Source organism: Pseudomonas canadensis (assembly GCF_030980095.1).
GTDB lineage: Bacteria > Pseudomonadota > Gammaproteobacteria > Pseudomonadales > Pseudomonadaceae > Aquipseudomonas > Aquipseudomonas canadensis.
Genome location: NZ_CP133298.1, coordinates 3,433,222 through 3,450,731, shown reverse-complemented (window position 1 = coordinate 3,450,731; position 17,510 = coordinate 3,433,222). Strand labels below are relative to the sequence as shown.

Genomic DNA, 17,510 nt, shown 5'->3' with positions numbered 1-17,510 from the left:
GCAGGCCTCTATCGCCCGGGATTTTCCAGATCGGTTGCCAGAAAGTTGTTTGACCCGAACAAAAATAATTAAAGGGAAGGACGTACACCATGCAAGCACCTGCCAAATTCACCACACATATCGTATTGGCTGCGCTGGGCCTGATCGCCTATCACCAGGCCCAGGCAGCGCGCATCGAACCCGCCGGCAGTGCGTTTACCGCCCAGGGGCCCATCAGCTTTTCCAAAGGCGCGCTGATCAGTGCCGACTGCACCATCAAGGTGGCCGGCAAGGTCGCCGCCGATGGTTCATCAGTGAACGTCGACAAAGTTGAATTCGACGGTGGCCTCAAGTGCAGCCGGGTCGAAGCCACCAACTTGCCATGGATCTTAGTAGCCAAAGACACCAAGAGCGGCTCCATGTCGAAGATCAGCGTCGATGTGCATGCATTCGGCCTCGGCGGCAAGTGCGGCCCCTCGACCGCCGACGGTACCTGGGATAACGCCACCGGCAAGTTGGAAGCCGCCAATGTCCCGATCGGCGAAGACTGCAAGATCAAGACGGTGTCGATCAAGATGCCGCCGAACTTCAAAGTTGTTGAATAAGCGTTAGATGGTGTTTCGGTAATTGAATTGAAATTTGGCTGGAAAGGGAAGTTCTGCAGTTTCACCGTGACCTCTCGTTCATGGCCATTACCCCTGGCGAATTGACTTCGCCATAACATGTGAGGAAAAACAATGAAAAGCTTGAAAACCCTCGTGTCGTTGACTGCTTTGACTGTTTGCATGGGTGCTGCTTCGATGGCGAACGCCTACAGCATCAGTCCTGTAAGCACAAGCTTCACTGCGCCAGGCACCATCTCGGTGAAGTCGCCTTCGTCCTTCCAGGCCACCGTTAACTGTGGTGCCACTTTTACCGGGAATGTCGATGCGACAGGCGTTGCCAAGATCACCGGCGTCGCGGTCACCGGTGGCGGCCTGTGCGCGCTGCCCAAGATCACCGGTCTGCCTTGGACCCTGACTGCCACCGGCCCTGCCGCCGGTTCGGTGACAAACGTCGGCTATACCATCGCCAGCTCGATTCTGTACCCAGCCTCCAATTGCGGCCCTTCGACGATTACCGTGGGCTACAGCGGTGGTGTGCTGACCGCTGCCAACCAGACCCTGAGTGGCAGTTGCACCGTGGTGAGCCTGAGCGTCACCCCAAGCCCAGCGTTGACGATCGTGCCTTGAGGCGCGCGTAAGAACGAAGGGTTGATCACCCGTTGAAAAACTGGCGCCTTGACTGGGCGCCAGTTCATGAATTGCAAGCCGAAAGACGAACCGGCAGGGCTGGCTCAGAGAGATAACAATAAGGAGTGCCGCATGAATAATAAGAAACAACATGTGCAGGTTTTGTTGGGGCTGGCGTTGATTGGCGGGGCAATGGCGACCGCCCCGGTGCAGGCCGGTGGTTTTTCGACACCGACCTACGGCGCGCCAGGTTGGGGGCGGGCATTTGGCGGTGGTTCGCTGTTCAAGAATGACCCCAGCTCGGCATACAACAACCCTGCGGCCATGGCGTTTGTGGAGCACAACGTTGCGCAATTTACCGTCGACTACGCGCGCATCAAGATCAAGTACAAGGGCGATGCCTCTGATTATGCGGGCAACCCCATTTCCAATACGCCATTGGATGCCAATGGTTTTCCCGATGTTGCGGTGGCCACGGTCAACAACAACGATGGCGGCCAAGGCGGGTTTACTGCCTGGTTGCCGACCGGTTTCATGGTCATGCCCCTGGGGGATCGCTTCGCATTCGGCTTGAGCCAGGTGGTGCCCCAGGGTATGCGTTCCACTTGGGACCAGGACTCGAAACTGCGCGACTTTGCCGTGGATACCAAAATTGAAACCGTAGGTTTGACCGGGTCCCTGTCTTTCAAAGTGAATGATCAATTCTCCATCGGTGGTGGTGTGATCGTGCAGCACAGTAAGGGATTCGTCAGTCAGAACGTCGACTTGTTATCTGCCGCGGCAGTGTCCGATTCGGTGCTGGGAGGGATCAATTTCCCGTCGGATGTCGGCAGTGCGCTGATGCGTGTCAAAGTTGACAATATCTCGGCTGGCTGGTTTACCGGCGTCGTTTGGAAACCTACCGAGCGCGATACGCTTGGCTTGAATTACCACGCTAAGATCAAGAACAAGATGACCGGCAAATACAACATGTACGCCGATCAGTTTTCCTACAACCTGATGACACAGCCGAGCCCATTTGGCGGCAGCGGTACATTGGTGAACACCGCTTATCCAGGGTTGGAGCTCATGCCGGACGGCGCGCACGCCAGTGTCCAACTGGATATTCCTGCCACAGCGGGTCTGGACTGGGTACACCAGTTCAACGATCGTTTCACCTTGGGAGCCAGCGTGACCTGGACGCAGTGGTCCTCATTCAAAGACCTGACGCTCAAGTCCGGTGGCAACACGATTGTGTCTATCCCGTATAACTATAAGGACACCTGGATGTACTCCCTCGGTGGTGACTATCGCTTGACCGACGAGCTGACCCTGCGAGCGGGTGTCGCGCTTGATCAGACGCCGACACGCAATTCGACCCGCGACCCGCGGATCCCGGATGGCGACCGTACATTCCTGTCGTTGGGGGCTGGCTATGACGTGAAAGCAATCAAGGGGCTGAGTGTCGACCTGGCCTATTCCCATCAGTTCGTGCAGGAGGTCAAGCTCAAGACTCAAAACGTTGATCGCCTGGGCGGTGCAAGCCTCGATGGCAAGGCGGAGTCGTCGGGTGATGTGGTCAGCGTATCGGCCACTTACGCGTTCTGATGCGTTGCGGAGAGTGATGGCAGGGAGGCATCAAGCGCATCTTGGTGCCTTCGTCCAGGCATTCATCCTCATTTCATGGGTAGTTTCCAGCGTAGTGACAGACCCGGCTGACGTGTTCAGCCACTCTTTTTTCGCCCAAGCATTAAATAAAAATTTCAAAACAAAATTTGAATTTAGCGTTCCGAGTTTGTAGTGTGGCTTTACGCCGCAGCTCACATCGAGCGGCCAGCGTAATGGTCGTGCCCTGAATCGAATTGAGGTATCCCCATGATTATCTGGTTATTGGTGGGTTTCGCAGCTGCGATTGCCCTGGCGTATCGACAAGCCGCTGCCCTTCATTGGTTGGGTGCAGGCCTGATCTGGCTGGCGGCGGGTTACCTGTTCAACGTGGTGGCCGGTTTAGGCGCCACAGTCGCGGCGGTACTGGTGGTCGCTCCCGCGTTGCTGATGACGATCAAACCCCTGCGCCGTACCTTGCTGACCAGCAAGGCCTTGGGCTTGTTTCGTACGATCATGCCGGCAATGTCGGACACTGAGCGCGCCGCCATCGAGTCCGGCACCGTGTGGTGGGATGCCGAGCTGTTCAGCGGCAAGCCCAACTGGCAGCGCCTGCTGCAAGCCGCACCGGCCAGCCTGAGCGCTGAAGAGCAAGCCTTCCTCGACAACGAAGTCGAAACCCTGTGCGATATCGCCAACGACTGGGAAACCACCCAGGTCTGGCAGGACATGTCGCCCGAAGGCTGGCAGTACACCAAGGATGCCGGGTTCCTCGGCATGATCATTCCCAAGCAATACGGCGGCAAAGGCTTCTCCCACTACGCGCACTCGCAGGTGGTGATGAAGCTGTCGACGCGTTGCTCGGCGGCCGCCATTTCGGTGATGGTGCCTAACTCCCTAGGCCCGGCCGAGCTGCTGTTGCATTACGGCACCGATGCCCAGCGCAATTACTACCTGCCGCGCTTGGCGCGGGGTGAAGACATCCCGTGCTTTGCCCTGACCAGCCCGTATGCGGGGTCCGATGCCGGGGCGATTCCTGACCTGGGCATTGTCTGCAAAGGCCAGCATGAAGGCCAGGAAGTCCTGGGTTTCCGGGTGACCTGGGACAAGCGCTACATCACCCTGGGCCCGATTGCCACGGTGCTCGGCCTGGCGTTTCGCGCCGAAGACCCGGATGGCTTACTTGGCCAGCCCGGCTCGCTGGGGATCACCTGTGCGTTGATCCCGACGTCCCATCCGGGGGTAAACAGCGGTCGCCGCCATTGGCCACTCAATGCCGTTTTCCAGAACGGTCCTACCACCGGCAAGGATGTATTCATCCCACTGGAATGGGTGATTGGCGGCCGCGAACAAGTCGGCAACGGCTGGCGCATGTTGATGGAATGCCTGGCAGCCGGCCGGGCTATTTCCCTGCCGTCGGCCAACGTCGGCCTGGGCAAGGTGGCGGTGCGTGGCACCACCGCCTATGCCGCGATGCGCAAACAGTTCGGCCTGCCCATCGGCAAATTCGAAGGTGTGCAGGCGCCCTTGGCGCGCATGGCTGGACATCTGTATGCCTGCGATGCGGTGCGCAAGGTGTCGGTAGCGTCCCTGGACGCGGGTGAGAAACCGTCGGTGATCTCGGCGATCGCCAAGTACCACGTCACCGAGCGTGCGCGGATCATCGTCAATGATGGTATGGACATCGTGGCCGGCAAGGGCATCTGCATGGGCCCCAACAACTTCCTGGCCCGTGCCTACCAGCAAAGCCCCATTGCCATTACGGTGGAAGGCGCGAACATCATGACGCGCTGCCTGATCATCTTTGGTCAGGGCCTGATCCGCTGCCATCCCTATGTATTCCGTGAAATGGAAGCGGCGCGCAATCCGGACAAACGTCGAGCGCTGGAAGCCTTCGACAGCGCCATGTTCGGCCACGTGAGCTTTGTGTTGGCCAATACCGTCCGTGCTGCGGTGCATTCCCTGACAGGAGGGCGGTTGATTTCTGCCCCGACCAAGACCGACCCGGCGCTGGCGTCCTACTACCGCCAGGCCAATCGTCTGTCAGTGGTGCTTGCGCTGATTTCGGACATTTCCATGGGCGTGCTGGGCGGTGCCCTCAAGCGCAAGGAAAGTATCACCGGGCGTTTGGGCGATATTCTGTCGCAGCTGTACATCCTGTCCTGCGTGCTCAAGCGTTTTGAGGACGATGGCCGGCCCCAGGCGGATCTGCCGCTGGTGCACTGGGCGGCCCAGGACGCGTTGCTGCGGGCCCACGAAGCGCTGGCGGAAGTGCTCGATAACTACCCGTCGAAACCTGCCGCAGCGGTGTTGCGTGGCCTGACGTTCCCGTTCGGTATCCCACTGCGCAAACCCTCGGATCGTCTGCTGGCCCAAGTGGCCGAGGTGGTGCAGACACCGGGCGAAACCCGCGACCGCTTGCTGGCCAATTCCTATATCCCACGTCCGGAAATCGACAAATTGGCCTACGGCGAACTGGGTTTCCGCCTGCTGCCGCAGGTCGAGCTGATCGATGCCCGGCTCAAGCCCGCGGTCAAGCAAGGCGTGATCGAACCCATGCCGATCTCCGCCACAGCCTTCACCGCCTGGCGTGTCAAGGCGCGCGCGCTGGACTTGATCAGCGATGACGAGGACACCTTGCTCGGCCGTTATGTGGAATACGCCGACCACGGCATCCAGGTAGATGACTTTCCGCAGGACTTCGGCTTGCTGGAGGCGTTGCAGCAGCGCAAGCAAGCGCTGGAGCCTGTGCCAAAGCGCCGAACCGCCCAAGGTGAAAACGCCTCGGTCAATTAGGAGAAACACGGTCCAAATGTGGGAGCGAGCAAGCCCGCTCCCACACTGATCGGGTTTACAGCCAAGACAGCGTTGTGAGTAGAACTACCTATGAGTGACAGCTACCTTTCTTTCGTCAATTCCGCCTGGGGCCGTCGCCTGGCCCAGGCCATCGGCTTGCCGCAACCCTTGCCATTGCAACGCTACCGCCGCGGCCAGCAGGGCTTGGTCAACCCGGTGATCGTCGCCGGGGCAGGGCGCCTGGCCGACGAGGTGCAGCGGATCTTCGCGGCAACGGACACCGTCAGTGCCACCCCGGCCACGCTCAAGGCGCCGTCTACGGTGAAAGTGCAGGGCGCCGTATTTGACGCCAGCGCCGTGGCCGACCTGCAACAGTTGGACGAGCTGTATGTGTTCTTCCACGCCAACGCCAAGCGCCTTGGCCACCACGGCCGCGTGGTGGTGCTCGGCACCGCGCCGGAACATTGCCAGGATTTACCCCAGGCCATCGCCCAACGCGCCCTTGAAGGCTTGGTGCGCTCGCTGGCCAAGGAGCTGCGTCGGGCGATCACTGTGCAGTTGATCTACGTGGCGCCGGGAGCTGAAGACGCGCTGGACAGCAGCTTGCGTTTCTTCCTGTCGCGCCGTTCGGCCTATGTGTCGGGGCAGGTGGTGCGCCTGGAAAAAACCGTGGACGGCCCAGTCACGGTCAATTGGGACAAACCCTTCGCCGGACGTCGTGCCCTGGTCACCGGCGCCTCCCGTGGCATCGGCCTGGCGATTGCCCAGGTATTAGCGCGGGACGGCGCGCACGTAGTGTGCGTGGATGTGCCCCAGGCCCAGGCGGCATTGCAACAGGCGGCGGACAGCGTCGGCGGTTCGGCGCTGCCCCTGGACATCACCGCGACGGACGCAGCCGCACTGCTACAAGCCCATGTCAGCCACTACGGCGCCTTTGACGTGGTGGTGCACAACGCCGGGATCACCCGTGACAAAACCATCGCCAAAATGACCGAGGCCGCGTGGCGCAGCGTACTGGCGGTGAACCTCGAAGCGCCTTTGCAGCTCAGCAATGCGTTATTGGATAGCCAAGGCCTGAATCCTGGAGGACGAATTGTCTGTGTCTCGTCGATTTCCGGCATCGCCGGCAACCTCGGACAAAGCAATTACGCCACCTCAAAGGCCGGTGTGATCGGCCTGGTGCAGGGCCTGGCACCGCGTGCATCGGCACAGCAAGTGACGGTGAATGCGGTGGCGCCGGGGTTTATCGAAACCCAGATGACCGCCAAGATCCCGCTGATGATCCGTGAGGCTGGGCGGCGCATGAATTCGCTGTCCCAGGGCGGGCAGCCGATCGACGTGGCCGAAACTATCGCCTGGCTGGCGCATCCGGCGTCCGGCGGGGTCAACGGCCAAGTCGTACGGGTGTGCGGCCAAAGCCTGCTGGGAGCCTGAGCCATGGACTACGTGACGCAGATCATTGATCCGCCGCCTTCACGCACCCGCTTGCTGCTGGACGGCGTGCGCGCCTTGCGCAAGCCCAAGCTTGACGGTGCGCCTGTACTGCCCACGGAACGCCTGGTGCGTTCGGCAGTGGCGTTGTCTGCCGCCGACATCGCCGCCTATGGTCGTGCCTGTGGTTTTCGCCGCGAGCAGGGGGTGCCGCTGTCCTATCCCCATGTGCTGGCGTTCCCTTTGCACTTGATGCTGCTGACTCGCCCCAGCTTTCCGTACCCGGCCAGCGGTATGGTGCACCTGGCCAATCGCATCCGTCAGCACCAGCGCTTGCACGAAGACCAGGCGTTGCGCATTGAGGTGTATTGCGAGCGCTGGGTCGCCCATCCCAAGGGCCAGGCGCTGAGCATCGCCACCCGTGCCTACGGTGCCGACACGCTGGTGTGGGAAAGCGACAGCCTGTACCTGCGCCGGGACGTCAAGGACCCGGTTGGCGAACCGTGGGGTGACGTGTTGCCCTTGCAGGAGGCGGGCTTGCTGCGCACCCAGCGCTGGGTGTTGCCCGCCGACCTGGGCCGGCGTTTTGCCAAGGTGTCAGGGGATTTCAACCCGATTCACACCTCGGTGATCGGCGCCAAGCTGTTCGGCTTTCGCCGTGCTATTGCCCATGGCATGTGGACCCTGGGCCGTGCGCTCGCCGCCCAGCAACCGCCTGGTGGCCTGGACCAGGCCGAGGCCCATTGTGACTTCAAGCTGCCGATCTTCCTGCCCGGCCAGGTCGCGCTGTGGAGTCATCCGGTGACCAGCCCGCGCCGCGAGTTCGAAGTGCGCAATTTCGCCGGCGACAAACCCCATATGCGTGGCCTTTTCATCTGGAAAGAGAACCTGGAATGAGTGACTACAGCTTCAACCCGGCCCCGGTCCGCCGCGTCGCGATCATCGGCGGCAACCGCATCCCGTTTGCTCGCTCCAACACGGTGTACGCCCACGACAGCAACCAGGACCTGCTGGTCGCCGCGCTGCAAGGTCTGGTCGACCGCTACAACCTGCACGGCCAACGCCTCGGTGAGTTTGCCGCCGGGGCGGTGATCAAGCACTCGCGGGATTTCAACCTGGCCCGTGAGTCGTTGCTGTCCACCACCTTGTCGCCGGATACGCCGGCCTACGATGTGCAACAAGCCTGCGGCACCGGGCTGGAAGCCGCCTTGCTGGTGGCGAACAAGATTGCCCTCGGGCAGATCGAGGTGGGCATTGCGGGCGGGTCCGACACCACCTCTGACGCGCCCATCGGTATCAATGAGTCCTTGCGTCACACGTTGCTCGCAGCCAATCGTGCCAAGGGTATGGGCGACAAGTTGAAGACGTTGCTCAAGGTCCGGCCCTCAATGTTCTTCAAACCACTGTTACCGCGCAACGGCGAGCCGCGCACTGGCCTGTCCATGGGCGAACACTGCGAAGAAATGGCCAAGCGCTGGCAGATCAAGCGCCTGGCCCAGGATGAGTTGACCCTCACCAGCCATCAGCGCCTGGATGCGGCCTACAAGCGCGGCTTCTTCGACGACTTGATCAGCCCCCATCGCGGCCTGGCCAGGGACAACAACCTGCGCGCCGATGCCAGCCTGGAAAAGCTCGCTGGCCTATCTCCAGCCTACGACCGCCAGAACGGCACCCTCACAGCCGGCAACTCCACGCCCCTGACCGACGGCGCCTCGGTGGTGCTGCTGGCCAGTGAAGAGTGGGCGGTTGCCAACGGCTGGCCGGTGCTGGCCTACCTGCGTACCGGCGAAACGGCGGCGGTGAATTTCGTCGACGGCACCGAGGGCCTGCTGATGGCTCCGGCCTATGCGGTGCCGCGCATGCTCAAGCGCGAAGGGCTGAGCTTCGATGACTTCGACTTCTTCGAGATCCATGAAGCTTTTGCGGCCCAGGTGTTGTGCACGCTCAAGGCCTGGGAAGACCCCGATTATTGCCGCGAGCGCCTAGGCTTGGAAGCGCCTCTGGGCACCATCGATCGCGCGAAGATGAACGTCAACGGTGGTTCACTGGGCTGTGGCCATCCCTTTGCTGCCACAGGAGGCCGGCAATTGGCGGCGCTGGCCAAGATCATCCATGAGAACGGCGGCGGGCGCGGCCTGATTTCCATCTGCGCGGCGGGCGGGCTGGGCATTACCGCCATCGTCGAAAAGTAGCTCTATCAAAAACAACAACAAGGAGACTGCCATGAACGCTGTAAGCCTGGAACACACCGAACGGATCTGGTTGAACGCTTACCTGCCCGGCGTCCCGGCGGATATCGACGCCGCTATCGAGGAATACCCGTCGCTGCGCGAGGTGTTCCTGGAGCACCTGGAGAAATTTCGCGAGCGAGTGGCGTACGTCAGCATCGGCACCGAAATGACCTACGCCGACTGGCAGGTGCAAGGCTATGCCTTCGCCGCCTGGCTGCAGGGGCAAGGCGTCAAGAAAGGCGATCGTGTGGCGCTGATGATGCCCAACTGCTTGCAGTATCCGATTTGCCTGTTGGGCACGATCCTGACCGGCGCGGTGGTGGTCAACGTCAACCCGCTGTACACCTCCCATGAACTCAAGCACCTGCTCAAGGACAGCGGCGCGGAAACCGTGGTGATCTTCGAGAACTTCGCCCACACCCTGGAAAAAGTCATCACCGGCAGCAGCGTCAAGCGTGTGGTGATCGCGGCCATCGGCGATTTGCTCGGCACGTTCAAAGGGGCAGCGATGAACTTCATCCTGCGCCGCGTGCAAAAGCAGGTGCCGGCGTTCAACCTGCGCGGCGCGCTACGCTTCAACCAGGTGCTGAAACAGGGGCGGGCGCTCACTCATTTCCCGGTGGAGATGCACCTCGACGACTTGGCCTTCCTGCAATACACCGGCGGTACCACCGGCGACGCGAAGGGCGTGATGCTCAGTCACCGCAATATCATCGCCAACCTGCTGCAAGCCAAGGCCTGGGTTGGCGACCAACTGGACCAGGACAAGCAGGAAACCAACGTCACCTTGTTGCCGCTGTACCACATCTTTTCCCTGACGGTGAATTGCCTGATGTTCATGTGCCTGGGCGGGCGCAACATCCTGATCGCCAACCCACGGGACGTGAAGCGCGTGCAGATGATCCTGCGCAAGGAGCGCTTCAACGGGATTGCCGGGGTCAACACCTTGTTTAACGGCCTGCTCGAGAACAAGGAATTCTGCGCACGTGACTTTTCCGACCTGCGCATGGTGATCGCGGGCGGCATGGCCACGCACACGGCGGTGGCCAAGCGCTGGAAGGAAGTCACCGGGCTGCCGATCATCGAAGGCTACGGCCTCACCGAATGTTCGCCGGTGGTGAGCATCAGCCCGATCAACATTGCGCGCATGCGCGAGATGGAATTCACCGGCAGCATCGGCGTGCCATTGCCCTCGACCTGGGTGCGGTTTATCCGCGAAAACGGTGAGTTGGCTGAGGTTGGCGAGCAGGGCGAACTGCAAGTGCGCGGGCCGCAAGTGATGCAAGGTTATTGGAAACGTCCGGAGGCCACTGCCGAGGTGCTGGATGCCGAAGGGTGGTTGTCGACCGGGGATATCGGCGTGATGGACGCGCGCGGCTTTATCCGCCTGGTAGACCGGAAAAAGGACATGATCCTGGTCTCCGGCTTCAACGTGTACCCCAATGAAATCGAGGACGTGGTGGCGCTGCACCCTGGTGTGGCTGAAGTGGCGGCGATTGGCGTGGAAGATGGCGTGACCGGGGAGAAGGTCAAGATCATCGTGGTGCGCAAGGACCCGAACCTGACCCAGGAGCAGATTCTTGCGCATTGCCGGGAGTACCTGACGGGGTACAAGGTGCCGAAGTACGTGGAGTTCCGCACTACTGAGCTGCCAAAGACCACCGTGGGCAAAGTCCTGCGCCGAGCACTGCGCTAGACTTTGCTTTTTGTGGTGAGCGGGCTTGCCCCGCGCGAGGCAAGCTCGCTCACCACAAGTTTCGGGGCTGTTAAACCTCTTCGATGTGTACCCAGCGTTCTTCTTTGGCCGCCACGCGAATCGCCGTCGCCAACCGCTCAACTTCCCACGCTGCCTCAAAGTCAGTGCCATCCGCACCTTGACCCGCCAACGCCAGAATCAACTCCTGAACTTCCAGCGTCTTCAACTCGTTGTAGCCCAACTGATGCCCCGCCGCCGGGCTGAACGCCGCATAACCGGGCAGGGCAGGGCCTGCGAGCAAACGCTGGAAACCGTCCTGGCCGACGCGACACACCTGTAATTCATTCAAGCGCTCCTGATCGAATGCCAAGGTGCCACGGGTCCCGCTGATTTCGAAACTCAGGTGGTTTTTGTACCCCTGCTTGAGCCAACTGCTGCTCACCGTTCCACGCGCGCCATTGGCGAAGCGCAGCAGGGCGTGCACCTGGTCATCCACCGCGATGGGTTTCAACTGCGCACTGCCTTTGACGGCAGGTCGTTGGGCGTGGACGGTCTGGGTGTCGGCACACACACTCACCACGTCGCCTACCAGATAACGCGCCATCGACAGCAAGTGGCTGCCCAGGTCCGCCAGGGCGCCGCCGGCATGCTCGACTTCGCAGCGCCATGACCATGGTGAGGCCGGGTCGGCCATGAAATCTTCGCTGAACTCGCCCTGGAAGCTGATGATCTCGCCCAACTCGCCGCTGGCAATCATCTGCCGCGCCAGCGTGATCATCGGGTTGTGCTGGTAGTTGTAGCCCACCCGCGTCACCACGCCCGCAGTACTGGCGGCGCGGCGCATGGCATCGGCTTGTTCCAGGCTCACGGCCAGGGGTTTTTCGCAGTACACCGCCTTGCCCGCCGCGATGGCCGCCATGGCCATGGGGTAGTGCAAATGGTTGGGCGTGGTGATGGCCACTACGTCGACGTTGGGGTCATTGATCAACGCCTGCCAATCGCTATGGGCCTGGGCAAATCCCCAGTCCTTGGCGCAGCGTTGTGCGCGCTCGGTGTCGGCGTCGGCCAGTGCTGCCAGCTTGAGGTGTACCGGCAGCTCGAATACCGCGCGGGCGTTATTGAAGGCCAGGGCGTGGGCGCGCCCCATAAAGCCTGTGCCGATCAAGCCGATTCCGAGTTCACGCATCGCCGTGGTCCTTTGGATTATTGTTTTCAGGAAGGCTATTAATGGAATAAATATTCCCATATTTCAATAGATGGAATAAAAATTCATTGATGCTGCGGCAATCAGCCCCGCGAATGCAGCTATATTCAGGCGCTGACGAAAGGGGCTCAGTTAACAAAAGATAACGTAGCGCCGATTGTCAGACGATTCGAAAGCCCGATAGGATGGCCCCTGCTTCCTCCAGGCGCTCTAGATTGCAGGTTTCAAGGCCCCGGAAGGCAGCGATAACAATAATAAATGGGAGAAAGGTCTATGAGTGAGCCTGTCATGGGTTGGGTTGTCTGCCGCCCACGCGCCGCACGCAGGGTTGCGATGCTGGCCGCAGCGCTCTCGCTGTTTGGCGCTGTCGTGTTACCGGCAGCCGTCCAGGCCGCCAGCGATACCTCGTTTGCGATTGAATCCCCCAAGGCCGCCAAAGGCCTGATGATCGATGTAGTCCACGCGGGCAAACGCCTGGTGGCGGTCGGTGATCGCGGGCACATCCTCTATTCCGATGATCAGGGCAGCACCTGGACCCAAGCCAAAGTCCCCACCCGACAGTTGCTCACGGCGGTGTTTTTCGTCGATGACAAGCAAGGCTGGGCGGTGGGCCACGATGCGCAGATTCTTGCCAGTTCCGACGCCGGCGCCACCTGGACCCAGCAGTACCAGGATCTTAAACGCGAAGCCCCGCTGCTCGACGTGTGGTTCAACGATGCCAATCACGGCCTGGCGGTCGGCGCCTACGGTGCGCTGATCGAAACCACCGACGGCGGCAAGACCTGGCAAGACGTCAGCGACCGCCTCGACAACGAAGACCAGTACCACCTAAACGCCATCGCCCATATCAAGGACGCCGGGCTGTTCATCGTCGGCGAGCAGGGCAGCATGTTCCGCTCCAGCGACGACGGCCAGACCTGGGAGAAACTCGAAGGCCCCTACGAGGGCTCGCTGTTTGGCGTGATCGGCACCGCCCAGCCGCAAACCCTGCTGGCCTATGGCTTGCGCGGCAACCTGTACCGTTCCACGGATTTCGGCAGCACCTGGGAGCCCGTTGAACTGAACGCTGCGCGGGGAGCGCTGGAGTTTGGTTTGTCCGGCGCGACCTTGCTGGAGGACGGCTCGATTGTCGTGGTCGGCAACGGCGGCAGCGTAGTGGTCAGCCATGACGACGGCGTGACCTTCAGCGTGTTCAACCGTCCGGATCGGATTTCCCTGTCGTCCGTCACGGCGGCGGGTAATGGCAACTTGATTCTGGCCGGGCAGGGGGGCGTTCGCGTCGCTAAAGCCGATGGCGCCGAACCTACAAAACAATAAGAAGGCGGGGAAAGAATGAGCAGTCATCACAACGATAAAGCGACCTTTCTTGAGCGCCTGATCTTCAACAACCGCCCGGCAGTGATCGTGATCTGCCTGCTGGTGAGCATTTTCCTGTTCTGGCAGGCGACCTTGATTCGCCCGTCCACCAGCTTTGAAAAGATGATCCCGCTCAAGCACCCCTTCATCGAGAAGATGATGGAGCACCGCAATGACCTGGCGAACCTGGGCAACACGGTGCGCATCTCGGTGGAGGCCAAGGACGGTGACATCTTCACCAAGGAGTACATGGAGACTCTGCGTCAGATCAACGACGAAGTGTTCTACATCTCCGGCGTCGACCGCTCGGGCCTCAAGTCGCTGTGGAGTCCCAGCGTACGCTGGACCGAAGTGACCGAAGAAGGCTTTGCCGGCGGTGAAGTGATCCCGCAGAGCTACAACGGCTCGCCGGAAAGCCTCGATCAGTTGCGCAACAACGTGCTCAAGTCCGGCCAGGTCGGGCGCCTGGTGGCCAACGATTTCAAATCGAGCATCGTCGACATCCCGCTGCTGGAGTCCTACCCGGACCCGCAGGATCAGGGCAAGTTGCTGGCCCTCGACTACCGCAAGTTCTCCCATGAACTCGAAGACAAGATCCGCACCAAATTCCAGGAGCAGAACCCCAACGTCCAGATCCACATCGTCGGCTTCGCCAAGAAAGTCGGTGACCTGATCGATGGCCTGATCATGGTGGTGCTGTTCTTCGGCGTGGCGTTCGGTATTACCCTGGTCCTGCTGCTGTGGTTCACCAACTGTCTGCGCAGCACCATTGCGGTGTTGAGCACCACTCTGGTGGCGGTGGTCTGGCAACTGGGCCTGATGCATGCCGCCGGTTTCGGGCTGGATCCCTACTCGATGCTGGTGCCGTTCCTGATCTTCGCCATTGGTATTTCCCACGGCGTGCAGAAGATCAACGGTATCGCCCTGCAATCCAGCGAGGCGGACAACGCCCTGACCGCTGCACGCCGCACCTTCCGCCAACTGTTCCTGCCGGGAATGATCGCGATCCTCGCTGACGCGGTGGGCTTCATCACGCTGCTGATCATCGACATCGGCGTGATCCGTGAACTGGCCATCGGCGCCTCTATCGGCGTGGCGGTGATCGTGTTCACTAACCTGATCCTACTGCCGGTGGCGATTTCCTACGTCGGCATCAGCAAGCGCGCCATCGCCAAGAGCAAGAAAGACGCGAACCGCGAACACCCGTTCTGGCGCATGCTGTCGAAATTCGCCAGCCCGAAAGTCGCACCGGTCTCGATCTTCCTGGCCCTGATCGCCTTTGGGGGTGGTCTCTGGTACAGCCAGAACCTCAAGATCGGCGACCTCGACCAAGGCGCGCCGGAACTGCGCCCGGACTCGCGCTACAACAAAGACAACAACTTCATCATCAGCAACTACTCCACCAGTTCCGACGTGCTGGTGGTGATGGTCAAGACCAAGGCCGAAGGCTGCTCACGCTATGAAGCCATGGCGCCCATCGACCAGTTGATGTGGAAGATGCAGAACACCGAGGGCGTGCAGTCGGCGATCTCGCTGGTGACCGTGTCCAAGCAAATGATCAAGGGCATGAACGAGGGCAATCTGAAATGGGAAACCCTGTCGCGTAACCCGGATGTGCTGAACAACTCCATCGCCCGTGCCGATGGCTTGTACAACAACAACTGCTCCCTGGCGCCGGTGCTGGTGTTCCTCAACGACCACAAGGCCGAAACCCTCGATCGCGCGGTGCATGCCGTGCAGGATTTCGCCAAGGAGAACAACAAGGACGGCCTGGAGTTCATCCTCGCCGCCGGTAACGCCGGGATCGAGGCGGCCACCAACGAGGTGATCAAGGAGTCAGAACTGACCATCCTGATCCTGGTGTACCTGTGCGTGGCGACCATGTGCATGATCACCTTCCGCTCCTGGGCGGCAACCCTGTGCATCGTGTTGCCGCTGGTGCTGACCTCGGTGCTGGGCAACGCGTTGATGGCGTTCATGGGTATCGGCGTCAAGGTGGCAACCTTGCCGGTGGTGGCGCTGGGCGTGGGGATTGGCGTGGACTACGGCATCTACATCTACAGCCGCCTGGAAAGCTTCCTGCGCGCCGGCTTGCCGCTGCAAGAGGCGTATTACCAGACGCTCAAGTCCACCGGTAAAGCCGTGCTGTTCACCGGTTTGTGCCTGGCAATCGGTGTGTGCACCTGGATCTTCTCGGCGATCAAGTTCCAGGCCGACATGGGCCTGATGCTCACCTTCATGCTGCTGTGGAACATGTTCGGGGCGCTGTGGCTGTTGCCGGCGCTGGCGCGGTTCCTGATCAAGCCGGAGAAACTGGCGGGGCAGAAGGGCAATTCACTCTTCGCGCATTGATCGATTAGACCATTGCCGCAAGGCACCGCGGGGGAATTGACCTATCATGTGTCTTTTCCCCCGCAGTGACTTCACATCATGACCGATTCGCAACCCAACCTGAGCACCGCCCTGACCGACAGCGACATGCTGATCATCAACGGGCTGCACGCCTTCGACTTCACGTTCGACCAGCACTTGCTGATCGAAAGCATGGACGGCCGGGAACTCAAGCGTTGGAAGTTCAGTCCAGAACAACTGAACGCCGCCACCTTTGATGACAGCCTGCAAAGCTGGCTCTTGCGCAACGACGACGGTGAACATCGTCTGGTCTGCCTGAGCGCGATCAAGGGCGACAACAATAACGACGAGGATGAAGCGGATGACGATGCGTAAATTCTGGCCCCTGCTGATGGCGGGCAGTGTTGGTGCCATGTCGGTGCAAGCCGCGCCGGCCGACACCTATGAGCTGTTGGTCGGCAGCTACACCGCCGGCAGCAGCGAAGGCATCTATCGCCTGCAATTCGACAGCCGCACTGGCAAGTTCCAAGGCCAGCCTTTGTTGGCGGCCAAGGCGGCCAATCCGTCGTGGCTGACGATCTCCAAGGACCAGAAGCACCTGTTTGTGGTCAACGAGAACGGTCCAGGCCAGAAAGACCCGGTCGGGCGGGTGAGCAGCTACAGCATCGATCCGCAGAATCATCAGCTGACGTTGATCAACCAGGTGCAGAGCCTGGGCAATGAGCCGACCCATTCCAGCGTGGCTGCCGATGGACGCTACCTGTTCGTCGCCAACTATTCGGTGCTGGAAGATCCGGGCGGAAGCCTGGCGGCGCTGCCGGTGGATGCCACGGGCAAGCTGTCGGCGCCGGTGCAACTGAGCGGGCACCCGGCCAGTCGCGTCAACCCTGAGCGCCAGGCGTCCAACCACGTGCATTCGGTGGTGTCGTCGCCGGATGGCAAGTACGTGTTTGTGCAGGACCTGGGTGCGGACAAGGTGTTTGCCTACCACTACGACCCTAAGGCCAACCATGAGCTGCCGTTGACCCCGGCCAACCCGGCCTCGGTGCGATTGCCGCCTGGCAGCGGTCCGCGCCATCTGCTGTTCAGTGCGGATGGCAAGCATGCCTGGCTGACCACCGAGATGAGCGCGCAGGTGGCGGTGTTCGACTACAAGGACGGCCAACTGACCCAGACGCAGTTGGTGGACTTCGCCGCCGGGCAACCGGTGGCCGACAAGGCCGGTGCCGCGTTGCACGCCTCCAGCGATGGCAAATTCCTGTACCTGAGCAACCGTGGCACGGCCAATCAACTGCTGGTGTTCAGCATCGACCCGGCCACCGCGCACCTCAAGGAATTGCAACGCCGTTCCGTGGAAGGTGACCATCCGCGCGAGTTCAGCCTGGACCCGAGCGGCAAGTTTTTGCTGATCGCCAATCAGAAAAGCAATGAAATCGTGGTGGTCGAACGCGATCCCAAAACCGGCCTGTTGGGTAAAACCGTGCAGAAATTGCCGATCGATGCGCCCAGCGACCTCAAGTTCCTGGTGCGTCAATAAGCCACAGGCCCCGCCATGCGGGGCCTGAGCCTTTCTATTAATTCCATTAATAGCGGCTACTGTTTCAAAGCATTTCTAAGGCTTAGCCCTCGGGCGTAAGTTTGGTTCCAAG

The 17,510-nt window shown here is 60.9% G+C and carries 13 protein-coding genes; 12 read left to right on the top strand and 1 reads right to left on the bottom strand.

What is annotated here, in order from left to right:
- Positions 1-89: 89 nt before the first annotated feature.
- From praA to RB216_RS15645, 8 genes are all read left to right on the top strand, one after another.
- The gene (praA, locus tag RB216_RS15680; RefSeq protein ID WP_028616492.1) at positions 90-584 is read left to right on the top strand and encodes an alkane oxidation protein activator PraA; all 495 of its coding nucleotides are present in this window, start codon (positions 90-92) and stop codon (positions 582-584) included.
- Positions 585-716: 132 nt separating this feature from the next.
- The gene (gene praB / locus RB216_RS15675; RefSeq protein ID WP_028616491.1) at positions 717-1,211 is read left to right on the top strand and encodes an alkane oxidation protein activator PraB; all 495 of its coding nucleotides are present in this window, start codon (positions 717-719) and stop codon (positions 1,209-1,211) included.
- Positions 1,212-1,343: 132 nt separating this feature from the next.
- Positions 1,344-2,798, top strand: a complete 1,455-nt coding sequence (locus tag RB216_RS15670; RefSeq protein WP_308907520.1) for an outer membrane protein transport protein — start codon at positions 1,344-1,346, stop codon at positions 2,796-2,798.
- 267 nt (positions 2,799-3,065) lie between these two features.
- On the top strand, positions 3,066-5,591 hold the full coding sequence (locus RB216_RS15665; protein ID WP_308907519.1) for an acyl-CoA dehydrogenase: 2,526 nt from the start codon (positions 3,066-3,068) through the stop codon (positions 5,589-5,591).
- Between the two features lie 90 nt (positions 5,592-5,681).
- Entirely contained in the window at positions 5,682-7,025 is a 1,344-nt protein-coding gene (locus tag RB216_RS15660) for a 3-oxoacyl-ACP reductase (protein ID WP_122684780.1), read from the top strand.
- Positions 7,026-7,028: 3 nt separating this feature from the next.
- Complete coding sequence (locus RB216_RS15655) at positions 7,029-7,919, top strand: MaoC/PaaZ C-terminal domain-containing protein (RefSeq protein ID WP_236319029.1); 891 nt, start codon at positions 7,029-7,031, stop codon at positions 7,917-7,919.
- Positions 7,916-9,214 (top strand): acetyl-CoA C-acetyltransferase, encoded by a 1,299-nt coding sequence (locus RB216_RS15650; RefSeq protein WP_068935887.1) that lies wholly within the window; start codon positions 7,916-7,918, stop codon positions 9,212-9,214. Before RB216_RS15655 ends, RB216_RS15650 begins: the two co-directional genes overlap by 4 nt.
- Before the next feature lie 31 nt (positions 9,215-9,245).
- Entirely contained in the window at positions 9,246-10,949 is a 1,704-nt protein-coding gene (locus RB216_RS15645) for an AMP-binding protein (RefSeq protein WP_068935889.1), read from the top strand.
- Positions 10,950-11,019: 70 nt separating this feature from the next.
- Here the strand turns inward: RB216_RS15645 and RB216_RS15640 are convergent, their stop codons facing one another.
- Positions 11,020-12,135, bottom strand: coding sequence for a Gfo/Idh/MocA family protein (locus RB216_RS15640; RefSeq protein WP_308907518.1), 1,116 nt, complete (start codon positions 12,133-12,135; stop codon positions 11,020-11,022).
- A gap of 306 nt (positions 12,136-12,441) precedes the next feature.
- Between RB216_RS15640 and RB216_RS15635 the strand changes: the two genes are divergently transcribed.
- The 4 genes from RB216_RS15635 to RB216_RS15620 all read left to right on the top strand — a co-directional run bounded on the left by RB216_RS15635 (position 12,442) and on the right by RB216_RS15620 (position 17,398).
- A complete protein-coding gene (locus tag RB216_RS15635) occupies positions 12,442-13,470 on the top strand; it encodes a WD40/YVTN/BNR-like repeat-containing protein (protein ID WP_205036257.1) in 1,029 nt (342 codons plus the stop codon).
- Between the two features lie 15 nt (positions 13,471-13,485).
- Positions 13,486-15,861, top strand: coding sequence for an efflux RND transporter permease subunit (locus RB216_RS15630; RefSeq protein ID WP_028616482.1), 2,376 nt, complete (start codon positions 13,486-13,488; stop codon positions 15,859-15,861).
- Positions 15,862-15,939: 78 nt separating this feature from the next.
- On the top strand, positions 15,940-16,236 hold the full coding sequence (locus tag RB216_RS15625) for a DUF5629 family protein (protein WP_016980183.1): 297 nt from the start codon (positions 15,940-15,942) through the stop codon (positions 16,234-16,236).
- Positions 16,223-17,398, top strand: a complete 1,176-nt coding sequence (locus tag RB216_RS15620) for a lactonase family protein (RefSeq protein WP_308907517.1) — start codon at positions 16,223-16,225, stop codon at positions 17,396-17,398. The genes RB216_RS15625 and RB216_RS15620 overlap by 14 nt, the downstream gene beginning before the upstream one ends.
- The last annotated feature ends 112 nt before the right edge of the window (positions 17,399-17,510 follow it).

Bases quoted from the DNA above. Each gene is read 5' to 3' on its own strand.
- praA (WP_028616492.1), top strand. From the start codon at position 90: ATGCAAGCACCTGCCAAATTCACCACACATATCGTATTGGCTGCGCTG.
- RB216_RS15630 (WP_028616482.1), top strand. From the start codon at position 13,486: ATGAGCAGTCATCACAACGATAAAGCGACCTTTCTTGAGCGCCTGATC.
- RB216_RS15655 (WP_236319029.1), top strand. From the start codon at position 7,029: ATGGACTACGTGACGCAGATCATTGATCCGCCGCCTTCACGCACCCGC.
- RB216_RS15635 (WP_205036257.1), top strand. From the start codon at position 12,442: ATGGGTTGGGTTGTCTGCCGCCCACGCGCCGCACGCAGGGTTGCGATG.
- RB216_RS15625 (WP_016980183.1), top strand. From the start codon at position 15,940: ATGACCGATTCGCAACCCAACCTGAGCACCGCCCTGACCGACAGCGAC.
- RB216_RS15640 (WP_308907518.1), bottom strand. From the start codon at position 12,135: ATGCGTGAACTCGGAATCGGCTTGATCGGCACAGGCTTTATGGGGCGC.
- RB216_RS15670 (WP_308907520.1), top strand. From the start codon at position 1,344: ATGAATAATAAGAAACAACATGTGCAGGTTTTGTTGGGGCTGGCGTTG.
- praB (WP_028616491.1), top strand. From the start codon at position 717: ATGAAAAGCTTGAAAACCCTCGTGTCGTTGACTGCTTTGACTGTTTGC.
- RB216_RS15660 (WP_122684780.1), top strand. From the start codon at position 5,682: ATGAGTGACAGCTACCTTTCTTTCGTCAATTCCGCCTGGGGCCGTCGC.
- RB216_RS15620 (WP_308907517.1), top strand. From the start codon at position 16,223: ATGACGATGCGTAAATTCTGGCCCCTGCTGATGGCGGGCAGTGTTGGT.
- RB216_RS15650 (WP_068935887.1), top strand. From the start codon at position 7,916: ATGAGTGACTACAGCTTCAACCCGGCCCCGGTCCGCCGCGTCGCGATC.
- RB216_RS15665 (WP_308907519.1), top strand. From the start codon at position 3,066: ATGATTATCTGGTTATTGGTGGGTTTCGCAGCTGCGATTGCCCTGGCG.
- RB216_RS15645 (WP_068935889.1), top strand. From the start codon at position 9,246: ATGAACGCTGTAAGCCTGGAACACACCGAACGGATCTGGTTGAACGCT.